The organism is Falsiroseomonas sp. E2-1-a4 (assembly GCF_051433165.1).
Lineage (GTDB): Bacteria > Pseudomonadota > Alphaproteobacteria > Acetobacterales > Acetobacteraceae > Falsiroseomonas.
Window position 1 is genome coordinate 89,306 of the sequence record NZ_JBHMFS010000013.1, and the last position, 23,934, is coordinate 113,239.

At 70.0% G+C, this 23,934-nt stretch carries 23 protein-coding genes; 16 read left to right on the forward strand and 7 right to left on the reverse strand.

Annotation, left to right across the window (positions count from 1 at the left end):
* Nucleotides 1–48 precede the first annotated feature (48 nt).
* The 3 genes from ppdK (at nt 49) to ACFHNC_RS15380 (ending at nt 4,976) form a co-directional block, all read left to right on the forward strand.
* Nucleotides 49–2,721, forward strand: a complete 2,673-nt coding sequence (gene ppdK / locus ACFHNC_RS15370) for a pyruvate, phosphate dikinase (protein ID WP_437170104.1) — start codon at nt 49–51, stop codon at nt 2,719–2,721.
* A 276-nt stretch (nt 2,722–2,997) separates the two neighbouring features.
* The gene (locus tag ACFHNC_RS15375) at nt 2,998–3,777 is read left to right on the forward strand and encodes a glycosyltransferase family 2 protein (RefSeq protein WP_437170105.1); all 780 of its coding nucleotides are present in this window, start codon (nt 2,998–3,000) and stop codon (nt 3,775–3,777) included.
* The gene (locus ACFHNC_RS15380; protein WP_437170106.1) at nt 3,777–4,976 is read left to right on the forward strand and encodes an O-antigen ligase family protein; all 1,200 of its coding nucleotides are present in this window, start codon (nt 3,777–3,779) and stop codon (nt 4,974–4,976) included. The genes ACFHNC_RS15375 and ACFHNC_RS15380 overlap by 1 nt, the downstream gene beginning before the upstream one ends.
* On the opposite strand, the gene ACFHNC_RS15385 is transcribed toward ACFHNC_RS15380, so the two are convergent.
* The 4 genes from ACFHNC_RS15385 to ACFHNC_RS15400 form a co-directional block, all read right to left on the reverse strand.
* A complete protein-coding gene (locus ACFHNC_RS15385; protein WP_437170107.1) occupies nt 4,973–5,881 on the reverse strand; it encodes a trypsin-like peptidase domain-containing protein in 909 nt (302 codons plus the stop codon). The genes ACFHNC_RS15380 and ACFHNC_RS15385 overlap by 4 nt on opposite strands.
* A gap of 65 nt (nt 5,882–5,946) precedes the next feature.
* The gene (radC, locus tag ACFHNC_RS15390) at nt 5,947–6,705 is read right to left on the reverse strand and encodes a RadC family protein (protein ID WP_437170108.1); all 759 of its coding nucleotides are present in this window, start codon (nt 6,703–6,705) and stop codon (nt 5,947–5,949) included.
* A gap of 151 nt (nt 6,706–6,856) precedes the next feature.
* Nucleotides 6,857–7,663, reverse strand: coding sequence for a type I methionyl aminopeptidase (gene map, locus ACFHNC_RS15395; RefSeq protein WP_437170109.1), 807 nt, complete (start codon nt 7,661–7,663; stop codon nt 6,857–6,859).
* 92 nt (nt 7,664–7,755) lie between these two features.
* Nucleotides 7,756–8,637, reverse strand: a complete 882-nt coding sequence (locus tag ACFHNC_RS15400) for a methyltransferase domain-containing protein (RefSeq protein WP_437170170.1) — start codon at nt 8,635–8,637, stop codon at nt 7,756–7,758.
* Nucleotides 8,638–8,713: 76 nt separating this feature from the next.
* Here ACFHNC_RS15400 and ACFHNC_RS15405 point away from each other — a divergent pair, with 76 nt between their 5' ends.
* From ACFHNC_RS15405 to ACFHNC_RS15425, 5 genes are read left to right on the forward strand one after another with little or no spacing between them, the layout of a single operon-like run.
* Entirely contained in the window at nt 8,714–10,288 is a 1,575-nt protein-coding gene (locus ACFHNC_RS15405; protein WP_437170110.1) for a rhodanese-like domain-containing protein, read from the forward strand.
* Complete coding sequence (locus ACFHNC_RS15410) at nt 10,266–11,042, forward strand: double zinc ribbon domain-containing protein (RefSeq protein WP_437170111.1); 777 nt, start codon at nt 10,266–10,268, stop codon at nt 11,040–11,042. Before ACFHNC_RS15405 ends, ACFHNC_RS15410 begins: the two co-directional genes overlap by 23 nt.
* Before the next feature lie 49 nt (nt 11,043–11,091).
* A complete protein-coding gene (gene grxC / locus ACFHNC_RS15415; RefSeq protein ID WP_437170112.1) occupies nt 11,092–11,349 on the forward strand; it encodes a glutaredoxin 3 in 258 nt (85 codons plus the stop codon).
* A 28-nt stretch (nt 11,350–11,377) separates the two neighbouring features.
* Nucleotides 11,378–11,902, forward strand: a complete 525-nt coding sequence (locus tag ACFHNC_RS15420) for a DUF1178 family protein (protein ID WP_437170113.1) — start codon at nt 11,378–11,380, stop codon at nt 11,900–11,902.
* Nucleotides 11,903–11,916: 14 nt separating this feature from the next.
* On the forward strand, nt 11,917–12,600 hold the full coding sequence (locus ACFHNC_RS15425; RefSeq protein WP_437170114.1) for a hypothetical protein: 684 nt from the start codon (nt 11,917–11,919) through the stop codon (nt 12,598–12,600).
* A gap of 344 nt (nt 12,601–12,944) precedes the next feature.
* Here the strand turns inward: ACFHNC_RS15425 and ubiG are convergent, their stop codons facing one another.
* Nucleotides 12,945–13,643: a bifunctional 2-polyprenyl-6-hydroxyphenol methylase/3-demethylubiquinol 3-O-methyltransferase UbiG gene (gene ubiG / locus ACFHNC_RS15430; protein ID WP_437170115.1), complete on the reverse strand. Its 699-nt coding sequence runs from the start codon at nt 13,641–13,643 to the stop codon at nt 12,945–12,947.
* A 133-nt stretch (nt 13,644–13,776) separates the two neighbouring features.
* Between ubiG and ACFHNC_RS15435 the strand changes: the two genes are divergently transcribed.
* The 4 genes from ACFHNC_RS15435 to ispG all read left to right on the forward strand — a co-directional run bounded on the left by ACFHNC_RS15435 (nt 13,777) and on the right by ispG (nt 18,518).
* Nucleotides 13,777–15,033: an aspartate kinase gene (locus ACFHNC_RS15435; RefSeq protein ID WP_437170116.1), complete on the forward strand. Its 1,257-nt coding sequence runs from the start codon at nt 13,777–13,779 to the stop codon at nt 15,031–15,033.
* Between the two features lie 4 nt (nt 15,034–15,037).
* The gene (locus tag ACFHNC_RS15440; protein WP_437170117.1) at nt 15,038–16,081 is read left to right on the forward strand and encodes an NAD(P)H-dependent flavin oxidoreductase; all 1,044 of its coding nucleotides are present in this window, start codon (nt 15,038–15,040) and stop codon (nt 16,079–16,081) included.
* A gap of 93 nt (nt 16,082–16,174) precedes the next feature.
* Nucleotides 16,175–17,272 carry a helix-turn-helix domain-containing protein gene (locus tag ACFHNC_RS15445; protein WP_437170118.1) on the forward strand — a complete coding sequence of 366 codons (1,098 nt, stop codon included), beginning with the start codon at nt 16,175–16,177 and terminating at the stop codon, nt 17,270–17,272.
* 91 nt (nt 17,273–17,363) lie between these two features.
* On the forward strand, nt 17,364–18,518 hold the full coding sequence (ispG, locus tag ACFHNC_RS15450; RefSeq protein WP_437170119.1) for a flavodoxin-dependent (E)-4-hydroxy-3-methylbut-2-enyl-diphosphate synthase: 1,155 nt from the start codon (nt 17,364–17,366) through the stop codon (nt 18,516–18,518).
* Nucleotides 18,519–18,524: 6 nt separating this feature from the next.
* Here the strand turns inward: ispG and ACFHNC_RS15455 are convergent, their stop codons facing one another.
* The gene (locus tag ACFHNC_RS15455) at nt 18,525–18,953 is read right to left on the reverse strand and encodes an ester cyclase (protein ID WP_437170120.1); all 429 of its coding nucleotides are present in this window, start codon (nt 18,951–18,953) and stop codon (nt 18,525–18,527) included.
* A 132-nt stretch (nt 18,954–19,085) separates the two neighbouring features.
* On the opposite strand from ACFHNC_RS15455, the gene hisS reads away from it, so the two are divergent.
* The 4 genes from hisS (at nt 19,086) to ACFHNC_RS15475 (ending at nt 23,031) form a co-directional block, all read left to right on the forward strand.
* A complete protein-coding gene (gene hisS, locus ACFHNC_RS15460) occupies nt 19,086–20,333 on the forward strand; it encodes a histidine--tRNA ligase (protein WP_437170121.1) in 1,248 nt (415 codons plus the stop codon).
* Nucleotides 20,330–21,385: a peptide chain release factor 1 gene (prfA, locus tag ACFHNC_RS15465; RefSeq protein WP_437170122.1), complete on the forward strand. Its 1,056-nt coding sequence runs from the start codon at nt 20,330–20,332 to the stop codon at nt 21,383–21,385. Before hisS ends, prfA begins: the two co-directional genes overlap by 4 nt.
* Entirely contained in the window at nt 21,382–22,275 is an 894-nt protein-coding gene (gene prmC / locus ACFHNC_RS15470; protein ID WP_437170123.1) for a peptide chain release factor N(5)-glutamine methyltransferase, read from the forward strand. The genes prfA and prmC overlap by 4 nt, the downstream gene beginning before the upstream one ends.
* 321 nt (nt 22,276–22,596) lie before the next feature.
* The gene (locus tag ACFHNC_RS15475) at nt 22,597–23,031 is read left to right on the forward strand and encodes a DUF4167 domain-containing protein (RefSeq protein ID WP_437170124.1); all 435 of its coding nucleotides are present in this window, start codon (nt 22,597–22,599) and stop codon (nt 23,029–23,031) included.
* A gap of 33 nt (nt 23,032–23,064) precedes the next feature.
* Here the strand turns inward: ACFHNC_RS15475 and ACFHNC_RS15480 are convergent, their stop codons facing one another.
* The gene (locus ACFHNC_RS15480) at nt 23,065–23,835 is read right to left on the reverse strand and encodes an MOSC domain-containing protein (RefSeq protein ID WP_437170125.1); all 771 of its coding nucleotides are present in this window, start codon (nt 23,833–23,835) and stop codon (nt 23,065–23,067) included.
* Nucleotides 23,836–23,934: the final 99 nt, after the last annotated feature.

The window sequence follows — 23,934 nt, forward strand, 5'->3', positions numbered from 1 at the left end:
CCACTCCCCTGGGGGCTCCGTCACAGTCCAAACAGGAGAACGCCGTCCATGACTCAATGGGTCTACAGCTTCGGCGCCGGCCACAATGAGGGCCGCGCGGATATGCGCAATCTCCTGGGCGGCAAGGGCGCCAACCTGGCCGAAATGGCCAGCATCGGCCTGCCGGTCCCCCCCGGCTTCACCATCACCACCGAGGTCTGCACCTACTATTACGACCACGGCCAGTCCTACCCGCCGGAGCTGCGCGCCAAGGTCAGCGAGGCGCTCGCCCTGGTGGAAAACGCGGTGGGTCTGAAATTCGGCGACCACCACAAGCCGCTGCTCGTCTCCGTCCGCTCCGGCGCCCGTGTCTCCATGCCGGGTATGATGGACACGGTGCTGAATCTCGGCCTGAACGACGCGACCGTGGATGGCCTGGCGGCTGCCTCCGGCGATGCGCGCTTCGCCTGGGACAGCTACCGCCGCTTCATCCAGATGTTCGGCTCCGTCGTGCTCGGCGTGGACCATCACCGCTTCGAGGAGATCATCGAGCATGTGAAGCTCGATGCCGGCGTGTCGGAGGACACCGACCTCAAGGCGCAGGACTGGCACCGCGTGGTCGATGGCTACAAGGACATGGTCGAGGAAGTCACCGGCAAACCCTTCCCGCAGGACCCGCACGCCCAGCTCTGGGCCGCGATCGGCGCGGTCTTCGGCAGCTGGATGAACCCGCGCGCCAATACCTACCGCCGCCTGCACGAGATCTCTGCCAAATGGGGCACCGCCGTGAACGTCCAGGCGATGGTCTTCGGCAATATGGGCGAGGATTGCGCCACCGGCGTCTGCTTCACCCGCGACCCGTCCACGGGCGAGAACTTCTTCTACGGCGAGTACCTGATCAACGCCCAGGGTGAGGACGTGGTGGCCGGCATCCGCACGCCGCAGCCCATGGCCGAATCCCGCGCCAAGCCCGGCGAGCGCAGCATGGAAGTGGCCATGCCGAAGGCCTATGCCGAGCTGGTCGAAGTCCGCGCCAAGCTGGAAAAGCACTATGCAGATATGCAGGACATCGAATTCACGGTGCAGCAGAACAAGCTGTACATGTTGCAGACCCGCAACGGCAAACGCACCGCCGCCGCCAGCCTGAAGATCGCCGTGGACATGGCCCGCGAGGGCCTGATCGACCGCACCGAGGCCATCAAGCGCGTCGACCCCAAGGCGCTCGACCAGCTTCTGCACCCGACGCTCGACCCCAAGGCGCCGCGCAAGGCCTTGGCGAAGGGTCTGCCCGCCAGCCCCGGCGCCGCCTGCGGCGTCATCGTCTTCTCGGCGGATGAAGCGGAAGCCCGCGCCGCCAAGGGCGAGGCCGTCATCCTGGTCCGCATCGAGACGTCGCCCGAGGACATCCACGGCATGCACGCCGCCAAGGGCATCCTCACCACCCGCGGCGGCATGACCAGCCACGCCGCCGTGGTCGCCCGCGGCATGGGCCGGCCCTGCGTCGCCGGCGCCGGCTCCGTCACCGTGGACTATGCCGGCCAGACGCTGACCGCCGGCGGCAAGCGCATGAACGCGGGGGACACCATCACGCTCGATGGCGCCACCGGTGAGGTCTTCGCCGGCACCGTGCCGATGATCGAGCCGCAACTCTCCGGCGACTTCGCGACCCTGATGGAATGGGCCGATGGCGTCCGCAAGATGAAGGTGCGCGCCAACGCCGAAACGCCGCTGGACGCCGAGACCGCCCGGAAATTCGGCGCCGAAGGCATCGGCCTTTGCCGCACCGAACACATGTTCTTCGACCCGGAGCGCATCGGCGCCGTGCGCCAGATGATCATGGCCGACACCGAGGATGGCCGCCGCGACGCCCTGTCCCGGCTGCTGCCCTTCCAGCGCGAGGATTTTCTCAAGCTGTTCCGGATCATGGCGGGGCTTCCCGTCACCATCCGCCTGCTCGACCCGCCGCTGCATGAATTCCTGCCGCACCGGGACAGCGAAATCGCCGAAGTGGCGATCAGCCTCGGCGCCGATGTCGCCGCCATGCAGCGCCGCGCGGCGGACCTGTCCGAAGCCAACCCGATGCTCGGCCATCGCGGCTGCCGCCTCGGCCTGACCTACCCCGAAATCTACGAGATGCAGGTCCGCGCCATCTTCGAAGCGGCCATCGCCATCGCCCAGGAAACCGGCAAGGCCCCCGTGCCGGAAATCATGATCCCGCTCGTGGCCCTACGCCGCGAGCTGGAAATCCTGCGCGCCCTGGTCGACCGCGTCGCCCAAGAAGTCTTCGCCGAAACGAAATACCACATCGTCTACCAAGTCGGCACGATGATCGAACTGCCGCGCGCGGCCCTGATCGCCGACAGCATCGCCGAAGCCGCCGACTTCTTCAGCTTCGGCACCAACGACCTGACCCAGACCGTCTTCGGCCTGTCCCGCGACGACGCCGGCAAGTTCCTGCCCTTCTACGTGGAAAAGGGCATCCTGCCGAAAGACCCCTTCGTCTCCATCGACATCGACGGCGTCGGCGCCCTGGTGCAGATCGCCGCCGAAAAAGGCCGCAAGACCAAACCCGATCTGAAACTCGGCATCTGCGGCGAACACGGCGGCGACCCAGCCTCCATCCACTTCTGCGGCTCCGTCGGCCTCGACTACGTCTCCTGCTCCCCCTACCGCGTCCCCGTCGCCCGCCTTGCCGCGGCGCAAGCGGCGTTGACAAGCGGGGGTGGGGATCGGACGGCCTGAAAGGGCTGAAGCCGGCGCTGGTGATTGCAGGGGGCGCTGCCCCCTGCACCCCCGCCAAAGGGACAGTGGTCCCTTTGGAATCCCGTTAAGGGGCAGGAGGGAGGAGGGGCCTGCGGGCCCGCTTCATCCACGCTCCCGCCGTGCCCCTCCTCCCTCCTGCCCCTCATCCCTGGGTTCGAAGGGGCCACTGCCCCTTCGCGGGAGGGTGCAGGGAGGGCAGAGCCCTCCTTGCAGACAACCAGCGCTCACCTTCCAGCCCTCTCCAAGGCCAACCCGATGTCCCACCCCCGCCTGTCTGCGCTGATTGTCGCGCGGAATGAGGAGCAGCGACTGCCGGCGTGTTTGGCGTCGGTGGCGTTTGCGGATGAGGTGGTGGTGGTGCTGGACCGCAGCACCGATGGCTCGGCGGATTTGGCACGGGCGGCGGGGGCGCGGGTGTTGGAGGGGGCTTGGGAGTTGGAGGGCGCGCGGCGCAATGCCGGCATTGCTGCCTGCACCGGGGATTGGGTGGTGGAGGTGGATGCGGATGAGCGGGTCAGCCCGGATCTGGCGGTTGCGGTGCGGCGGGTGATGGGGGAGTCGGGCTTCGCCTGGCATCAGGTGATGGTCGATAATTATGTGGGGGATCGGCTGATCCGTTTTGGCTGGGCGGGCAGTTTCGGGACCACCTCGGTGCCGCGGTTGTTCCGGCGGGGCGCCAAGCAGTGGCGGGCGCAGCGGGTGCATCCGGGGCTGGATTGGGTGGGCCAGCAGGGGCCGCGGATTGAGCAGGGGGCGCTGGTGCACCTGGTTGATCGCGACATTTCGGACATGCTGCGGCGGCTGGACAAGTATTCCTCGGCCAAGGCGGCGGATCTGCTGGAATCAGGCGATATCGGGAGTCTCGCGGGCAATCTGCGGCGTTTCGTCTCGCGCGCCTTCAAATCCTATGTGGCCCGCAAGGGGTATCGGGAGGGCGCCTGGGGTGTGCTGCTGGCCTTCTGCACGGGGGCGTTTCCGTTGCTGTCCTACCTGAAGGCGCGGCTGGAGCCGGAGCGGCATGGGGGGCGGAAGTGATGCAGCCCTGGCATCGCAGCCCGACCACGCCGGTGGCGGTGCTGCTGGCGGTGGCGCCGGGTCTCGCCGTGGCGCAGTTCCGCGCCATGGCGCTGGCCGTGACGGTAGCCTTGGTGCTGACGGTGGTGACGCATCGGCGCGTGCGGGGCGCCTGGCCCTGGCCGCGGATGGAGCGTGTGGGCTGGCTGGCGGTGGCGCTGCTCGGCTGGTGCGGGGTGGCTGCGTTGTGGTCGCCGGAGCCGGGGCGGGCGTTGCAGACCATCGGCGGCCTGGCGGCGCTGCTGGGCCTGGCGCTGATGGCGGCTCGGGCGCTGGCGGAGGAAACGGCGCCTAGGCGGCTGGCCTTCGCGCTGGCCGGGGGGCTGGCGGTGGGGCTGGCGCTGGCGGCAGCCGATCATGCCAGCGGCAACTGGTTGCGGCTGGCCGTACGCGGCTTTCCGGACATGCCGATGATCAGCTTCGGTCTGAAGCCGGCGATGTCGCTGATGATGCTGCTGCTGCCGCTGGTTCTGGCGGTGCCGATGGCCTGGGCGCTGCGCGGCGTGCTGGTGGCGGCGGGGCTGGCGGTGGTGCTGTGGCTGCCGGCGGATTCCGCCAAGATCGCCGCGGTGGCGGGCCTGGTCGCGGCGGGGCTGGCGATGGTCCTTCCGCGCGCGGTGCCGCGCCTGGCGGCGCTGGGCTTTGCCGCCTTCAGCCTGGCCGCGCCGCTGGTCTTCGCCTTCGGCCTGGCCCAGGCGCCGTCGCTGGAGCCGCTGCCGCGATCCGCCGCGCATCGCATCCTGATCTGGGATTTCGTGCTGGACCGGGTGGCGGAGAAGCCGCTGCTCGGCTGGGGCATGGAGGCCAGCCGCGCGATTCCGGGTGGCAGCGAGAATTTCCCGGCCGCCGACCTCCACCGCTACGGCCTGACCTCCCCGGATGCGCGCGCCTGGTTCGGCGTGCCGGCGGCCCGCCGCCTGCCGCTGCACACCCACAACGCCGCCCTGCAGCTCTGGCTGGAACTGGGGCTGGTGGGGGCGCTGCTGGGTGCGGCGCTGGGCGCCGCGGCGCTGCTGGCCGCCAGCGCCAGCCCGGCGGGCTTTGGCATGGCGGTGTCGGCGGTGGTGACCTGGCAGCTTTCCTTCGGCGTGTGGCAGCCCTGGTGGGTGGCCTCCGCCCTGCTGGCCGCCGTGGTCGCCTGGATGCTGCGCCGCGCTTAGCCCATGCAGCGCATGAACAGGGTGGAGGGGTGCGCGATTTCGCCCACCTCCGCCGCCGTGCGCGCCGGGCCGTCCGCCAGGCTGGGCGCGATGCCGGCATCGCGCAGGAAATCCACCGCCTCGTTCCCCTTCACCGCGAAATTCACGTTCTGCGGGATGTCGCCGGTGCGCTGGGCCACGCGGGCGGCGTTGAGCTTGGAGACGATCACACCCACCACATGGCCGGCGAGATCCAGCAGCGGCCCGCCTGAATTGCCCGGCTGCACCGGGGCGGAGATCTGGAACTGCCGCTGGTCATCCGCCAGCCCGGCCAGGGCCGAGACCTCCCCCGTCGTCAGCGTCGGGCCGGAGGACAGCATGCCGGCGAGCGGGAAGCCGTAGGTCACCACGCCTTCGCCGCGGCGGATATTCATCTCGCGCCGGAAGGACAGGGCCGGGCCGGAATTCCGCGGTACCTCGATCAGTGCCAGGTCGCGCTGGCGGTCGGCGCGCAGCACGCGGGCGGTGGCGTCCGTGCCATCGGCCAGGCGCACGCGCAAGGCGCGGCAGCGTTCCACCACATGCGCATTGGTCAGCGCCCGCCCCGGCGCGACGACGAAGCCGGTGCCGGAGGAGACCATTCGCCCGGTGCCCGCGGCCGGCGGCGCGCCCGGCTTGCCGGGCACCATGCCGGCCTGCGGCGCGGGGGGCACCGTGCCGGCCTGCGGCCTGGGGGGCACCACGCCCGCCTGCGGCCCGGGGGGCAGTGCCGGCGGCTTGCTGGTGGGCAGCGGCGGGAAGCCCTGGCGGAAGCCTGGCATGTTGCTCGGCGGCGGCTTGTCCTGGCCGATGGCGTCGCCGCTGGCCAGAAGGCCCGGGAGCAGGCCGAGAAGCAGGGCAGGGATCAGCTTCGAAGGACGGGGCATGTTTCGATAGCATGCCCAACCCTGGCGCCCGCGGTCAACGTCGCCTGGTTGCGCCGTGTTTCGGGCTACAGCAGCCCCTCCCGCCGGAAGGACAGGTGGCGGCCGTTACCGACGATCAGATGGTCATGCACCGTGATGCCGAGCACGGCCGCCGCCGCCTTCACCTCCTGCGTCATCTCGATATCGGCGCGGGAGGGGGTGGGGTCGCCGGAGGGGTGGTTGTGCACCAGGATCAGCGCGGTGGCCTGCAGTTCCAGGGCGCGCTTCACCACCTCCCGCGGATAGACCGGCGTGTGGTTCACGGTGCCGCGGGCCTGCGCCTCATCGGCGATCAGGCGGTTCTTGCTATCCAGGAACAGCAGGCGGAACTGCTCGATCGATTCGCGGGCCAGGGCGGCGGAAAGGTAGGAGATCAGCCGGTCCCAGTTGTTCAGCACGGGCTGGTCCTTCACCTCCGCCCGCATCATCCGCAGCGCCGCGCCGTGCACGGTCTTCAGCGCGGCGGCGCCGGCCTCCCCCATCCCCTCCACCTGCTGCAATTCTCGCGCGGGCGCGGCGATGGCATTGGCAAAGCTGCCGAAGCGGGCGAGCAGGGCGCGGGCGATGGGCTTGGTGTCCCGCCGCGGCAGCGCCTGGAACAGCAGCATCTCCAGCATCTCATGGTCCAGCAGGCTGTCCGGGCCGGCGGTCAGCAGGCGCGTTCGCATGCGGGCGCGGTGGCCGAGATGGCCGGGCGGCGGCGCCTCCGCCAGTGCGGGCGAGACGGCGGTGAACAGCCCGCCGAATTCGGCGCTGGCCTCGGAGAATTGCGGCTTGCGGGCCATCCTGGCTCCCCTGCTTGGGTGGCAGGGTGCAACGAAGCCCGGGGATATTCAACCGCCGCGCGCCACCCGCCGAAGGGAGATCTTGATGGTGGCGGGGGCGGCGAGCGGGAGCGCGAGGCTCATGCGCCCGAAAGGCCCGCCCCAAGCTCAGTCAGCCGCCGAAGGGCGGCTTGTGCAGCCCGGCGGGCGAGATGGTGAAGATCTCCACGCCATCCTCCGTCACGCCGACCATATGCTCGAACTGCGCCGACAGGCTGCGGTCGCGGGTCACGGCGGTCCAGCCATCATCCAGCACCTTCACCTCCGGCCGCCCGGCATTCACCATCGGCTCCACGGTGAAGAACATGCCGGGCTTCAGCACCGGGCCTTCGCCGCGGCGGCCGAAATGCAGCACGTTGGGCGGTTCATGGAAGCGTCGCCCGATGCCGTGGCCGCAGAAATCCCGCACCACGGAGAAGCGGTTGCGCTCCACATAGGATTGGATGGCGTAGCCGATATCCCCCAGCGTGGCGCCCGGCTTGATGGCGGCAATGCCGCGCATCATGGATTCATAGGTGACATCCATCAGCAGCCGCGACTTGGTCGAGGGCTGGCCTGCCACATACATGCGGCTGGTATCGCCATGCCAGCCATCCAGGATGACCGTCACGTCGATATTGATGATGTCCCCATCCAGCAGCACCCGATCCCCCGGGATGCCATGGCAGACCACATGGTTGATCGAGGTGCAGGAGGATTTGGTGTAGCCGCGATAGCCCAGCGTCGCCGGAATGGCGTGATGGGCCAGGATGTGGTCGTGGATCAGCCGGTCGATCGCCTCCGTCGTGATCCCCGGCTGGATATGCGGGGTGATCATGTCGAGGGTTTCCGCGGCAAGCCGGCCGGCACGACGCATCCCCTCAAAATCGGCGGGGGCGTGAAGGGTGATGCGACGGCTCTCGCCGCCTTGCTGCTCCATGATGTGCTGACCGTCCAGACGTGATTCGAGATATATGGTGGTGAAGATGCGCTGCGGTCCCTGGTGTTGCAAGGCGCGGGGGTGCGGGGCCGTCAGTCCGGCTGCTCGCCCGCCTTGCGTTCCACCGTGCCGAGGGCATCCGCCAGGCGATGGGTGGCGCTGCCGGGTCGGGCGGGTTTCTGCTGGCTTTCATGCGGCGCCCAGCCGGTCAGCATCAGCAGTCGCAGGCCGGGCGCGATGCCCTGGGCGCCTTCCGGCAGCGCGGCGGCGGCCATGGGGAACAGGGCGCGCGGCGGGGTACGCGAGTCGCGCGCCAGCACGGCATTGCCCTCCCCGGCGGCGCGCAGGTCCGCGAGCAGGGCGAAGGGGGTTCGGTAGGCCAGGCCGACCTCCTCCACATCCGCCACCGGCAGGGCGAAGCCGGCGCGTTGCATCAGGCCGGCGGCGTCGCGCAGTTCCGGGAAGGGGGAGATGCGGGGCGAAAGCCCACCGCGCAGGGTGCTTTCGGCCTCCGCCAGCGCCTGGCGCAGCGGTTGCAGGGTGCCGAGGCCGGGGAGCGAGGCGAGGAACAGCCCATCCGGCGCCAGCGCCCGCCGAATTTGAATCAGCGCCCCCGGCAAATCGTTCACCCAGTGCAGGGACAGGGAGGCGACGATCAGGTCGAAGCTTTCGGGGGCGAAGGGCAGGTATTCCTCATCCGCCGCCACAGCCAGGCCGCCCGCGCGTGCCGCCATGGCGGGCGACAGGTCTGCGGAGATGACGGAAGAAATACCCCGCGCCCGCAGCATCGGCGCCACCACGCCGCGGCCGCCGATCTCCAGCGCGCGGCTGAAGCGGCGCGTGGTGTCGTCCAGCCGGTCCAGCAGCCGGTCCGCGCAATCCGCCAGGATCGGCGCCACCTGATCCACCGTGGCCGCCGCCCGGTCGCGTCGCCGGCGCACCAGCTTGCGGTCGAAAACCTGCATCGCATCCATCCCCGGCAGATGCGCCCGCTTCGCCCCGGCGGCAAGCCGGTCTAGCCTTTCCTCAATGACCGAGGACGCGCCACCGATGACCCCACGCATTGCCCCCGCCACATTGAAGGCCTGGCTGCGGGATGGGCAGGAACTCGCCATCCTGGATGCGCGGGAGGAGGGGGAGTTCGGCGCCTCCCACCTGTTCTGGGCGGTGCCCTGCCCGCTGTCCCAGGCCGAGCTGCGCGCCCCCGGCTTGCTGCCACGGCGCGATGTGCGGGTGGTGTGTACGGATGGCGGGGAGGGCCATGCCGAACGCCTGTCCGCCGTGCTGCAAAGCCTGGGCTGCTCCGATGTGGCGGTGCTGGACGGCGGCACCCCGGCCTGGCAGGCGGCGGGGTATGAGCTGTTCTCCGGCGTGAACGTGCCCTCCAAGGCGTTTGGCGAATGGGTGGAGCATCATTACGAAACCCCCTCCGTCGATGCGACGGAACTGGCCGCGATGCAGGCGGCCGGGGAGGATATTTTGGTGGTGGATAGCCGCCCGATGGCCGAATTCCACGCCATGTCCATCCCCGGCGCCATCGATGTGCCGGGGGCGGAGCTGGCCTATCGGGTGCCCGCCATGCTGGCGCGGCCTGAGACCACGGTGGTGGTGAATTGCGCCGGCCGCACGCGGTCCATCCTCGGCGCCGAGAGCCTGCGCCGGGCCGGGCTGCCGAACCGGGTAGTCGCGCTGCGGAACGGCACCATGGGCTGGGAGCTGGCCGGTTTCACCTGCAATCGCGGCCGCGAGGAGCGCTATGCGGAGGGCACGCCCGCCGATGCCGCCAAGACCCTGTCCCGCGCCCGCCGCTTCGCCGAAGGGGTGGGCGTGCGCTGGACCGATCGGGCCGGGCTGGCGGCGATGCAGGCCGACGTTGGCCGCAGCACCTATCTGCTGGATGTGCGCGACCCCGCCGAATTCGCCGCCGGCCATCTGCCCGGCTCGGCGAGCGCCCCGGGCGGGCAGTTGGTGCAGGCCACCGATGGCTGGGTGGCGGTGCGTGGCGCGCGGATCGTGCTGGTGGATGATACCGGCACCCGCGCCGCGATGACCGCCGGCTGGCTGCGGCAATTGGGCGGGTGGGAGGTGTTTGTCCTCACCGACGGCCTGAAAGGCCCGCTTGAGACCGGCGCCGTCACGCCGCGCCTGCCGGAGGCGCTGCGCCCCGGAATTCCCCGCGTGGCGCCTGATGCGGTGCGGGCCGGCGCGATGGCGGTGGTGGACCTCGCCCGGTCGCTCGCCTTCCGCGCCGGCCATATCCCGGGCGCCATCTGGGGCGTGCGGACGCGCCTGGATGCCGTGCTGCCGCGCCTGCCGGCGGGACGGCCGGTGGCGGTTGCCGCGCCTTCGCCTGATCTGGCTGCGCTCGGCGCCGCGGAACTGCGCGCGCTGGGCGTGGCGGAGGTCGCGGTGCTGGAAGGCGGCAATGCGGCCTGGCAGGCGGCGGGCTTCCCACCGGAAGCCGGTCGCACCGACCCGCCGGATACGGCCTGCATCGACGCCTATCTGCGCCCCTATGACCGCAACAGCGGCGTCGAGGACGCCATGCGCGCCTATCTCGCCTGGGAGATCGACCTGGTGCATGCGGTGGAGCGCGATGGCGATGCCCCCTTCGGCGCCTGGTAGCGCCCTGCTCAACAGGCTGGGCCGGGTGGCGCTGGATATGCTGCTGCCGCCCAATTGCCTGACCTGCGAGGCGCCGGTGGAGCGCCAGGGCACGCAATGCGGCGATTGCTTCCGGCAACTGACTCAGGTGACCGCGCCCTTCTGCGCACATTGCGGCGTGCCCTTCATCCATGCCGGCCAGGCCGGGCCGGGCGGGGTCTGCCCATCCTGCCTGGCCCGGCCGCCCGCCTTCGCCGCCGCCCGCGCGGCGCTGCGCTACGATGCCGGCGCGCAACGCCTGGTGCTGCCCTTCAAGCATGCGGACCGGCCCGAACTGGCCGGGCCGCTGGCGGCGATGATGGCGCGTGCCGGGGCGGAGCTGCTCGGCCGGGCGGATCTGCTGGTGCCGGTGCCGCTGCATTGGCGGCGGCTGCTGGCGCGGCGCTACAATCAGGCGGCGCTGCTGGCCCGGCGTTTGGCCGTGCTTTCCGGCCGCCCCTGCATCCCGGACCTGCTGCGCCGCCCGCGCGTCACGCCGCCGCTCGGCGATCGCGGCGCGGCCGACCGCGCCGCCCTGCTCGCCGGCGCCTTCCGCCTGACGCCGGCCGGGGCGCGGCGTGTAGCCGGGCTGCGGGTGCTGCTTGTGGATGATGTGATGACCTCCGGCGCGACGGCGGAGGCCTGCGCCCTGGCGCTGCTGGCGGCCGGCGCCGCCGCGGTGGATGTGCTGGCCGCCGCCCGCGTGCCGGACCCACGCTTGCAGGCCGAAGGCTGACCGCAACGGGAGGCTTGACCGCAGCCGCGCGCGGCCCGATTTCATCAAGATGGCCAAGATCGAAATCTACACCCAGGATTTCTGCCCCTATTGCTCGCGCGCCCTGGCGCTACTGACCAAGAAGGGGGTGGAATTCGAGGAGAAATACGCCCCCAACGGCTCCGATGCCCGGCGGGAGGCGCAGACACGCTCCGGCGGCCGCACCTCCGTGCCGCAGATCTTCATCGATGGCCGCCATATTGGCGGCTGCGACGACCTGATGGCGCTGGACCGCAAGGGCGGGCTGGACCCGCTGCTGGCCGGATGACGCAGGTTATCGGCAAAGGCGCGATGGCATGATCCACTATCAGCTCCGCTGCAGCGCGGCGCATGAGTTCGATGGCTGGTTCCAGGACAGCGCCGGCTTCGAGAAGCTGGCTGCCGCCGGCCTGGTGGAATGCCCGCATTGCGGCGGCACCCAGGTCACCCGCGCCCTGATGGCCCCCGCCGTCCGCAAATCCCGCAAGAAGGCGGCGCCGGTGCCGGTGGCGGAGGAAGCGGAGAAGACGGAGAAGTCTGCCGAGGCGCCCACCCCCGCCCCCACCAGCCCGCCGCCCGATGATGGCGGCATGTCCCAGCGCGTTGCCGCCGGGCCAATTCCGGCGCAGCTTCTGGCCATGCTCCAGCGCCTGCGCGCCGAGGTGGAGAAATCCTGCGACTATGTCGGCGACGGCTTCGCCGAGGAGGCCCGTAAGATCCACAGTGGCGAGGTCGAATCCCGCGGCATCTACGGCGAGGCCACGGAGGCCGAGGCCGAGGCGCTGGCCGAGGACGGCATCGACATCGCCCGCCTGCCCTGGGTGCCGCGCGCGGACGGCTGAACGAGGAGGGGCGGATGCTCGTCTTCAGCTACGGCATCCCCAAATCCGGCAGCACGCTGGCCTTCGAACTGGCCAAGGCCGTGGCCCGCCTCGGCGGCCACCGCCAGCCCCTGCTGCCCGAGTGGCTTCCCGGCAGCCACAAGGTGAACTTTGCCCAGGCGCTGACGGTGGAAGCCCTGCGCGGCCTGGCGGCGGCGGCCCAATCCCGCATCCTGCTGGTGAAAACCCATGCCTGCCCGGGACCGGAGTGGGTGGCGGAATACCGGGCGCTGGCGGCGCAGGGGCTGGTCTCGGCCCATGTGAACCAGCGCGACCCGCGCGACATCTGCCTGTCCCTGCTCGATGCCGGGCGCCTGGCGCGCAGCCGGGGGGAAGCGGCCTTCGCCGAATTCGTGACGCTGGAGGATACAGTGGCCGCGGTGCGGCGCTACCTCGGCGAACAGGCCATCTGGGCAGCGCTGCCGCGCATCCTGCCGCTCGACTACGCCACCTGCGCCTTCCGCATGGCGGAGGCGGTGGAGGCGATCAAGGCCAATCTGGGGATATCCTGCCCGAACTGGCTGGTGGGGCTGTGGGTGCAGCGATTCGCCTTCACCTACCGCAACAAGGCGGTGCCCGCCCGGCATGAGCGGGAGTTGACGCCGGACCAGGCCGCCTGGTTGGCCCGCGAATTCGCCGCTTGGCTGGGTCGCCGTTAAGACTTCGAAATATCACCGCGGACTTTGCTCTGCGTGTGCGCGACATGGCTTGACCAGGCAGCGTGTTCTTCGTGTCAACGGACATTCGGTGCGACGGATGCCGGGAGTTTCCCGCTGGTTTCTCCACAGCTTTACCCCCGCAAATGTGGAAAACATTAATGTGGCGCCGCGGATACAGCGGCCGCATCCATTTATATTTTCCATCGTTGCGAGAACACAGAAAGAACATCGCTGCGCGGCAAGCTGTCGCCTGGGGTTCCACAGGACATGCCACGGTTTATCCCCAGGGAAATCCCCGGCTTTGGGGATAAGTGCGGCCTTGACCGGCAGGTTTTGCCCAGGGGTCAGCGCCGGGCCATGGCCAGGTAGTTCACCGCCAGGTCCCGCGTGGCCCGCCACTGGCCGGTGGGCGACATGCTCATCCCGGCCAATTCGGTGATCCGGTAGCCGGTGGGCCGCAGCGCGGCGCCGAGTTCGCCGGGCGTCACGAACATGCGCCAGTCATGCGTGCCCACCGGCAGCAGCCGCAGCAGGTATTCGGCGCCCAGCTTGGCGAACAGGAAGGACCGCGCGGTGCGGTTCAGGGTGGAGACGAAGATCGGCGCGCCGGGCTTGGCGAGTGCGGCCAGCGCGGCGCAGAACTGCGCGCGATCCGCCACATGCTCGATCACCTCCAGCGCCACCACGGCATCGAAGCGCAGCCCCTCCGCCAGCAAATCCTCGGGCCCGCCCTGGCGGTAGTCGATGGCCAGCCCGCCCGCTTCCGCATGGGCGCGGGCGGCGGCCAGCGCGGCGCCGGCGGCGTCCAGCCCGGTGACGGTGGCGCCCATGCGGGCGAAGGCTTCGGCGGCCAGGCCTGCGCCGCAGCCGACATCCAAAATGGTCTTGCCGGTGAGGTCCCGCCCCCCGAGCCGGTCCGCGATCCAGCCGGTGCGCAGCGGGTTCATCCGGTGCAACGGCTTCATCGGGCCGTCCGGGTCCCACCATTGGCCGGCCAGCGCATCGAATTTGGCCCGCTCGGCCGCCAGCGTCGTACCACTCATGGCTGTATTCCCCCGCCTCGGACCTGGGACATGGTTGCCCGCGGGCCGTCCCCCCGTTATCTGTCCGCGCCCCGGCGAGGCGCAACAGGGGTTGCCTCGCCCGAGCCCCTGGACCTACCCCCCGGACCCGAGCATGGCCCGCATCGTGATGAAGTTCGGCGGCACTTCCGTCGGCGACCTCGACCGTATCCGCAACGTGGCAAGCCGCGTGAAGCGCGAGGTGGAGGCTGGCCATGAGGTCGCCGTGGTGGTCTCCGCCATGTCCGGCGTGACGAACCAACTGGTGAAATGGTGCCAGGAACTATCGCCGCTGCATGATGCGCGGGAATACGACACGGTGGTGGCCACGGGTGAGCAGGTGACCATCGGCCTGCTGGCGATCGCCTTGCAGACGGTCGGCGTGGATGCGCGGTCCTGGCAGGGCTGGCAGGTACCGATCCGCACCGACAACGCGCATGGCAAGGCGCGGGTGGACAGCATCGAGGGCGCGCTGCTGATCGAGCGGATGCAGATGGGCCAGGTGCCGGTCGTCGCCGGCTTCCAGGGTATCGGCCCGGACAACCGCGTCACCACGCTGGGCCGCGGCGGGTCGGACCTTTCGGCCGTCGCCATCGCCGCGGCGGTGCGCGCGGATCGGTGCGACATCTACACGGATGTGGATGGCGTCTATACCACCGACCCCCGCATCGTGCCGCGTGCCCGGAAGCTGGAGAAGATTTCCTACGAGGAAATGCTGGAACTGGCCTCGGTCGGGGCCAAGGTGTTGCAGACCCGTTCCGTCGAACTCGCCATGAAGCAGCGGGTCCGGGTGCAGGTGCTGTCGAGCTTCGAGGACAAGCCAGGCTCGCTTGTCGTGGATGAGGATGAGATCGTGGAACAGCCCATCGTGTCCGGCATTGCCTATTCGCGGGACGAGGCCAAGGTGACGCTCCGCCGCGTGCCGGATCGGCCCGGTATCGCGGCCTCCGTCTTCGGCCCGCTTTCGGCGGCGAATGTGAATGTGGACATGATCGTCCAGAACCTAGGCGCCGACGGCACCACGGACATGACCTTCACCCTCGGCCGGTCCGACCTGCCGCGCGCCAAGGACCTGCTGGAGAAGCAGCAGGAGCAGATCGGCTTCGAGGCGCTGATCGCCGATCCCGATGTCGCCAAGATCTCCGTCGTCGGCATCGGCATGCGGACCCATGCGGGCGTCGCCTCCACCATGTTCAAGACGCTGTCGGAGAAGGGCATCAACATCCAGGTCATCTCGACCAGCGAGATCAAGGTGAGCGTGCTGGTTTCCGCCGACTACACGGAATTGGCGGTGCGGGCCCTGCACACCGCCTATGGCCTGGACGGCCCCGAACCCGCCCGATCCACGCCAGAACGGCGCGGCGAGGGCTGAGCGGATGGATGCGCTGACGCCCGTCACCCCACCCGCCGAATGCCTGGCCGCTGTCGATAGGTTGATGGCGCGCGGCGCCGCCTTCTTCGGCAGCCGCTACGCCATCATGGGTGGCGCCATGTCCTGGGTCAGTGAGCGCAACCTGGTGGCCGCGCTGTCCAATGCCGGCGCCTTCGGCGTCATTGCCTGCGGCGCGATGGAGCCGCCGCGGTTGGCGGAAGAAATCGTCGCGACCCAGGCGCTGACGCAAAAGCCGTTCGGCGTGAACCTGATCACGATGCACCCTAGGCTGGAACAACTCGTCCAGACCTGCATCGACCACAAGGTGGGGCACATTGTCTTCGCCGGCGGCATCCCGCCGGGTTCCGCCATCAAGGCGGCCAAGGAAGGCGGCGCCAAGGTGGTGTGCTTCGCGCCCGCGCTGGCCTTGGCCAAGAAGCTGGTGCGGTCGGGGGCCGATGCACTGGTGATCGAGGGCAGCGAGGCCGGTGGGCATATCGGCCCCGTCTCGCTGACCGTGCTGGCGCAGGAGATCCTGCCGCATATCCGCGACGTGCCGGTTTTCGTCGCCGGCGGTATCGGCCGGGGCGAGGCCATCCTGTCCTATCTGGAAATGGGTGCGGCCGGCGCGCAGCTCGGCACGCGCTTCGTCTGCGCCACCGAATCCATCGCGCATGCGAATTTCAAGAAGGCCTTCATCCGCGGCGCGGCGCGCGATGCGCTGCCCACCATCCAGCTCGATGAACGCTTCCCCGTGATTCCGGTGCGCGCGCTGCAGAATGGCGGCACCAAGCGCTTCCTGGAGCACCAGGCGGAGACCATCCGCCGCTTCCTGGCCGGCGAGGTGGAGAAGGGCGCCGCCCAGCTCGAGATCGAGCATTTCTGGGCCGGTGCGCTGCGCCGTGCCGTGATCGATGGCGATGTCGAGAACGGGTCGCTGATGGCCGGGCAGAGCGTGGGCCTGGTCACGCGCGAACAGCCAGTGGTGGAGATTGTTCAGGAACTTGTCACACAAGCTGCGATGTCGCTGGCGGCGCGGCGCGGGTAGCCCGACGCAACCGGAAAATTGGCGCAGCCTCGGCCGGAATCGGTTTGCGGGGCTGGGTGCAGCGCGGTAGGTGTCTCAGCCGTGGCCTATGACATGAAACGCACCCCGCGACACATCGACACCGGCGGAGCCGAAGCAGCTCGGGTGGGTGAGGATCTGCGCGACTCGCGCCTCTCCCTCGGCCTTTCGGTGGAGGAAATGGCACAACGCCTGCGCATCCGCCGCCCCTATCTAGAAGCGCTGGAGGAAGGCCGCATCCGCGACCTGCCCGGCCCGGCCTATGCGGTGGGGTTCGTGCGCGCCTATTCGGTGGCGCTCGGCCTGGATGCGGATGAGATGGTGCGGCGCTTCCGCGACCTGCCCGGCGCCGGGGTGAACCGCAAGACGGATCTGATCTTCCCCGAGCCGGTGCCGGAACGGGGCGTGCCCGCAGGCGCCGTGGTGGTGGTGGGCGCGATACTGGCGATCGGCGCCTATGTGGCCTGGTACAACATCTCCGGCACCGGCAACCGCACGGTGGATCTGGTGCCGCCGGTGCCGCAGCGGCTGGAGGCGGCGGCGGAACAGGGCCGCAGCCAGCTTCCTGGCCGCGACGCCGCCCGCCCCGCCCTGCCGGCCGTGGGTGCGCTGCCGCTGGGCGCCCTGCCGCCGCCGGGTGGGCTGGCCCAGCTTCCAGGTGGGTCGCCGGGTGGGTCAAATGCCAATACCTCGGCCCAGGCGGCCACCGTGCCCAGCGGCACCGTGCCCACTGGCACCATGCCACCCGGCACGATACCGGCCGCGCCGCAGCCGGTGGTGCCGCCGGCCCCCATCGCTGCCGCGCCGGCGCCGCCCCCCATCCCGGCCGCGCCGCCGCCCATCACCATCCCCGGACTGCCGGATGGCACGCGGGTGGCGCTGCGCGCCAAGACGGATGGGCCGGATGGCGCCTGGGTGCAGGTGCGCGACCAGCGGTCCGGCCAGGTCCTGGTGAACCGGGTGCTGCGGCCCGGCGAATTCTGGGCCGTGCCGCTGCGGGACAACCTGCTGCTGGATACCGGCCGCGCCCAGGGGCTGGAGATCGTCGTCGACGGTGCGCTGTCCGAGGTGCTGGAGGACCAGGTCGGCGTCCGGCGCAACATCCCGCTGGCCCCCGACCGGCTGCGCCAGCGCCCGGAAGGCCCCACAGCCGCCGCCTTGCCGCAGCGCTGAGCGGGCCTTGCCCCTGTGAGAGTTGCCGCCGACACCCTATGCTGAGGGCGCGCGATCTGTCGCGCCGCATGGCAGAGATCAGGGAAACCCCATGTCCTACCGCCCCTACCAGGAGATCACCCGCCGCAAGTCGCGGCTGATCCATGTCGGCCGGGTGCCGGTGGGGGCCGGCAGCCCGATCACCGTGCAGACCATGACCAACACGCCGACCGAGGATGCGGCGGCCACCATCGCGCAGATCCGCAAGTCGGAACTGGCCGGGGTGGACATCGTCCGCGTCTCCGTCCCGACCGAGGAAGCGACCGCCGCGCTGGCCGAGATCGTGCGGGAGGTGAATGTCCCGATCGTCGCCGATGTGCATTTCCACTATCGCCGCGCGATCGAGGCCGCCCAGGCCGGCGCCGCCTGCCTGCGGATCAACCCGGGCAATATCGGCAGCAAGGAACGCGTTAAGGAGGTGGTGAAGGCCGCCCGCGACCATGGCTGCTCCATCCGCATCGGCGTGAATGCCGGATCGCTGGAAAAGCACCTGCTGGAGAAATACGGGGAGCCGAACCCGGAGGCGCTGGTGGAATCCGCCCTGTGGCACGCCGACCACCTGCTGCAGGAAGGTTTTGACGAATTCAAGATCAGCGTGAAGGCGAGCGACGTCTTCCTTGCGGTCGCCGCCTATCAGCAACTGGCCGAGGCCTGCGACCATCCGCTGCATATCGGCATCACGGAAGCCGGCGGGCGCCGGGCGGGGACGGTGAAGTCCTCGATCGGGCTGGGCGCGCTGCTCTGGGCCGGAATCGGTGACACGCTGCGCGTTTCGCTGTCCGCGGAGCCGGAGGAGGAGGTTTCGGTGGGATGGGACCTGCTGAAATCACTGCATATCCGGCATCGCGGCGTGAAGGTGATTTCGTGCCCGTCCTGCGCCCGGCAGGGGTTCGATGTGATCCGTACGGTGGAGAAGCTGGAGGATCGGCTGGCGCATATCGACCAGCCGATCAGCCTGTCCATCATCGGCTGCGTGGTGAACGGGCCGGGGGAGGCGCTGATGACCGATATCGGCCTGACCGGCGGCGGCGCGGGCACGCATATGGTCTATGGCATGGGCAAGACCAGCCATACGGTGAAGACCGATGAGATGGTGGAACACATCGTGCATCTGGTTGAGACGCGCGCTGCGGCGATGAAGGCGGCCAAGGATGCCGAAGCAGCGGCGGTGGCTGCGGCGGCCGAGACGGCGCAGGCGGCGGAGTAGGGCGCTTCAGCCGGCTGGCACCAGCATGCCGCATCCTGTTGCCAGTCGCAGGCGGTCCCACTCATTCCAGCCTTCCCGGATCATGCCGTCCTCGACCCGCGCCATGGTCATGCCCGTGACGGTCAGGCTGGCGCCGGTCGGTGCGATGCCGAGGCCATTGCCGCTATGGGTCAGGCTGGCGCTCCAGCGCGCCACGGCCATCGGGCCGGCTTCGACCACCTCATGCAGCGTGAAATGCAGGTCGGAGAAGCTCCCCAGGAAGCGTTCGAAGAATACCCGGAAGGCCTCCGGGCCATGCGCATCCGCGCCGGATTCATCCAGCGCATAGGCCACGGCATCGGGGGCGAAGTAGGTGGCGATGCGGTCCGGGTCGCGCTGGTTCCAGACCTCCTCGAACCACAGGCGCAGGACGGAGCCGGGTGAGGGTGGCGGCATGGCAGGATCCTCCCAACCCGCCGTGGCGGCGGCTTGGCAGAGCCTAGCGCCGGAGGCCCTGGCATCTCCAACAAATCCGCCTTCCCCGCGCGCCCCTTGCCCGCCGCCTTCCGCCGCGTTACGCGCCACGCCATGGCCAATTCCCCGCTCCAGCCCGTCCGCGGCACCCGTGACCTGATCGGCGAGGATTTCCGCGCGCATCACCACGTGATCTCGGCCGCCCGGCGCATCACCGCGCTGTATGGCTATGAGGAATGGGCGACGCCGATCTTCGAGGCGACCGGCGTCTTCGCCCGCAGCCTCGGCGAGACCTCGGATGTCGTCTCCAAGGAGATGTATTCCTTCGAGGATCGCGGCGGTGATTCCATCACCCTGCGGCCGGAAAACACCGCCGGAATCTGCCGCGCCTTGGTCTCCAACGGGCTGACCCAGTCCAACCTGCCGCGCAAGGTGTTCTACGCCGGCCCGATGTTCCGCTACGAGCGCCCGCAGAAGGGCCGCTACCGCCAGTTCCACCAGATCGGCGCGGAGATTTTGGGGGCGGCGGAGCCGCTGGCGGATGCGGAGGTGATCGCGGCCGGCTGGCACATCCTGCAAGACCTCGGCATCAGCGAGGGCGTGGTGCTGGAGATCAACACGCTGGGCGACGCGGAAAGCCGCGACGCCTACCGCGCCGCGCTGGTGGCGCATTTCACGTCGCATCAGGACAGCCTCTCGGCCGACAGCAAGCTGCGGCTTGAGAAGAACCCGATGCGCATCCTGGACAGCAAGGATGAAGGCGACCGCCGTATCGTCGCCACCGCGCCGACCATCGAGCCCTTCCTGACCGAAAAGGCCTCCGCCTTCTTCGAGGCGGTGCTGAAGCACCTCGACACCCTGGGCGTACCGACCCGTAAGAACCCCCGGATCGTGCGCGGGCTGGACTACTACAGCCACACCGCCTTCGAATTCGTCACGGACCGCCTCGGCGCCCAGGGCACCGTGATGGCGGGCGGCCGCTATGACGGCCTGGTCGAGGAAATGGGCGGCCCGGCCACCCCCTGCGTCGGCTGGGCGGCGGGGGTGGAGCGGCTGTCCATGCTGCTCGCCGCCACGCCGCCCGCGCCGCGCCCGGTCGCGGTGATTCCGGTGGGGGAGGCGCAGGAGGCGGCGGCGCTCGGCCTGCTGCAGGATCTGCGGCGCGCCGGCATCCCGGCGGAGATCGCCTACAAGGGCAACCTCAAGCGCCGGATGGAACGCGCCAACAAGCTCTCGGCCCGCGCCGCGCTGATCCTGGGCGAGGACGAGCTGGCTTCCGGTTCCGTGCAGTTGCGGGACCTCGATGCCGGCAGCCAGGCGGTGGTGCCGCTGGCGGAGGCGGTCAGCCGCCTTTCGGCATGAGCCTCCCGCAAAAACTCGACCGGCTGCTGAGCCGGGCGGATGAGGTGCGGCACGCGCTGAACACCGCGGATGGCGCGCAGGTCGGCGCGCTGTCCAAGGAGCTTTCGGAACTCGAACCGATGGTCGCCAAGGTCTCGGCCTACCGCGCCGCCGAAAAGGCGCGCGACGAGGCGGAGGCGATGCTGGCGGACCCCGAGATGCGAGAGCTGGCCGAGGCCGAATACTACGAGCTGCGCGACAGCCTGCCGCAGTTGGAGCGCGAAATCCGCCTGATGCTGCTGCCGCGCGATGCCGCCGACAGCCGCAGCGCCATCCTGGAAATCCGCCCTGCCGCCGGTGGCGACGAGGCGGCGCTGTTCGCGGCGGAGCTGTTCGGCGCCTATCAGCGCTATGCCGCGACCCAGGGCTGGCGCTTCGAGATCCTGGATTACGACGCCAGCGACCTCGGCGGCGTGAAGGGCGCGACCGCGGGCATCGAGGGCCGCGGCGTCTTTGCGAAGCTAAAGTTCGAATCGGGCGTGCATCGCGTGCAGCGGGTGCCGGCGACCGAAACCCAGGGGCGCATCCACACCTCCACCGTCACCGTCGCGGTGCTGCCGGAGGCGGAGGAGGTCGATGTCCACATCAACGAGGGCGATCTGCGGATCGACACCTACCGCGCCTCCGGCGCCGGCGGGCAGCATGTGAACAAGACCGACAGCGCCGTCCGCATCACCCACATCCCCTCCGGCGTGGTGGTGGCGATGCAGGAGGAGAAGTCGCAGCACAAGAACAAGGCCAAGGCCATGAAGGTGCTGCGCGCCCGGCTGTATGAGGCGGAACGCGCGCGTCTGGCCGGGGTCCGCTCGGCGGATCGCAAGGGCCAGGTCGGCACCGGCGACCGGTCGGAGCGCATCCGCACCTACAACTTCCCGCAGGGGCGGGTGACGGACCACCGCATCGGCCTGACGCTGCACAAGATCGACCGCGTGATGCTGGGCGAGTTCGAGGACATCATCGGCGCCCTGACCGCGGAGGATGAGGCCGCCCGCCTGGCCGCCGAGGGCGAATGACCGCCTGCGAACCCGGCGAGACGGTCGGCGCCTTCCTCTGCCAGGCCGGCCAGCTGCTGCGGGCCGCTGCCATCGAGAGCCCCCGCCTGGAAGCCCGGTTGCTGCTCGGGCACGCCATGGGCGCCACACCGGAGCAATTGCTGCGCGATTCCCGTGCGAAAGTGCCGTCCGAAGCCGTGGCGCGTTTTGGCGCTGCGCTGAAGGCCCGGCTGGCGCATATGCCGATGGCGCATATTCTGGGCCGGCAGGGCTTCTGGACGCTGGACCTCGCCGTCTCACCAGCCACGCTGATCCCCCGCCCGGATTCCGAATCGCTGGTCGAGGCGGCGCTGGAGGTGCTGCCGGATGCGGCGGCGCCCTTGCGGGTGCTGGACCTCGGCACCGGCACCGGCTGCCTGCTGCTGGCGGTGCTGGCCGAACGCCCGGCCGCCTTCGGCATCGGCGTGGACCGGGACCCGGCGGCCGCGGCGCTGGCCGCGCGGAATGCGCGAGAGAATGGGCTGGCCGACCGTGCCGCCTTCCTGGCCGGGGACTGGGATGCCGCCCTGCAAACCCGCTTCGACCTGGTGCTGTCCAACCCGCCCTATATCGAATCGGCCGCCATCCCCGGGCTGATGCCGGAAGTGGCGCGGCATGAGCCGGGGCTGGCGCTGGATGGCGGGGCGGATGGCCTCGACGCCTATCGCGCGCTGGCCACAGCCCTGCCACGCCTGCTGGTGCCGGGTGGAATCGCGGTGCTGGAACTCGGCCAGGGCCAGCGCGCGGCGGTGGAGAATCTGGCGCAGGAGGCTGGGTTGCGGCTGCTCGGGTGCCGAAAAGACCTCGGTGGCGTGGAACGCGCACTGATTCTTGCAAAAAAACCGTTTGTCGCTCCGGCTCCGCGGGATTAAGTTACCGCTGCGGAGAGGGGCGAGGCCCCCCACCGCCGGCAGAAGCGGCCGGGCGAGCGCGACGATACGGGTCCGGTTTGGCCCCCGTCGCATGAAGGCCTGCCGCGACGACGCAACCCGATAATCCCGCGTTCCCGGCAGGGGCTTCCCCTGCTCCGGCGGCGCGATTGCGAGACGGCGAACGCCATACCGATGAACATGAAACGCATGCGCGGCCGTGGCGGCAATCGCCATGGTGGCGGGGGCGGCGGCGGCGGTGGGCCGTATCGCCAGAGTGGCGGCGGCGGCGGGGGTGGCGGAGGTGGCGGCGGTCATCAGCCGATGAACCGCAACCATATCTTCGACAGCAACGGCCCGGATATGCGCCTGCGCGGCACCGCGCAGCAGCTTTTCGAGAAGTATCTGCAACTCGGCCGCGATGCGACCGGGGCCAGCGACCGCGTGATGGCGGAAAGCTACTTCCAGCACGCCGAGCATTACTTCCGCATCCTGAACGCGATGAGCCAGGCGACCCAGCAGCAGCAGGGCGGGCAGCCCTACCCGCCGCAGCGCCGTTACCAGGGCCAGGACCAGGATGGCGGGGAGCAGGGGCAGGCGGAGCAGGGCGAGGGCGGCGTCGCCCAATCCACGCCCTACGCGCACCAGAACGGAAATGGCCATGAGCGGGCCCAGGATCGGGACCAGGATCGGGCCCAGGATCGGGACCGTGACCGGGACGATGCCGGGCCGGACCAGCGGGACGAGCGCGACGATTGATCGCGCTGGCCGGGCGCTCTGGTGCCCGGCCCTTCAGCCCAGCAGGTCGGCCTGCACCGGCCCCAGCGCATCGCCCAGCGCGACGTGCCCGCCCGAGATCACCTCCGCATAAATGCCGAGATCGGCGTGGCCGAAGGCCTCCCGCAGCCATTTCGGTGGCTCTGCATCGCGTTCGGCCGTCGCCGGGTTCACCTCGGTCGCGGCGCAGCGCTGGGTGCGCTTGAACACGCGCAGGCGGGCGCCACCCAGCAGGATCTCCCGGCCCATCCAGTCGAACTCGGCAAAGGGTACGGCGCCGGTGAACAGGATGTTGGCCCGGAAGCGCAGCGGGTCCAGCGCCATGCCGAAGCGGGCGCCAAGGTCCTGCACCGAGGCCAGGCCGATGATCGAGACCGCCTTGGTGGCGATATCGGTGAAGGCATGGCCCGGGGCTTCGGCGAAGCGCAGCGCGCCGCGCGCCTCCGGCCCCAGATACGCTGTCATCCAGGCGGCGGCGGCATCCTGCCCCTCTGGCGTGTTGATCGCGGCTTCCAGGCTTTCCATGCCCCTGGCCTGCAGCAGCAGCGTATTGGTGGCGGGGTCGTAGGCGGAGCGGATGGCGGCGACCCGCGCATTCGCCATCAGGCACGCGAAATGCCGCTTCTGCAGCCAGACGGGGGCTGCCGGGTCGAAGGGGCTGTCGCCCTGGGCGAAGGCGAAGCGCCGGTCATGCGGCAGGCCCTGGCCGGGGGTCAGCGCCACCTCCTCCATCACCTCCGGCGACAGACCCTTCACCGGGTAGCGGGAAATCCGTTCAACACGCATGCCGAAAGCCCTTGAAGCACCGCGCCCTCGCTTACCACATCAGTGACACATGCGATCCCTCCGCTGCCCGATCGGGGGCGGGGGGCGTCGCAGTCCGCT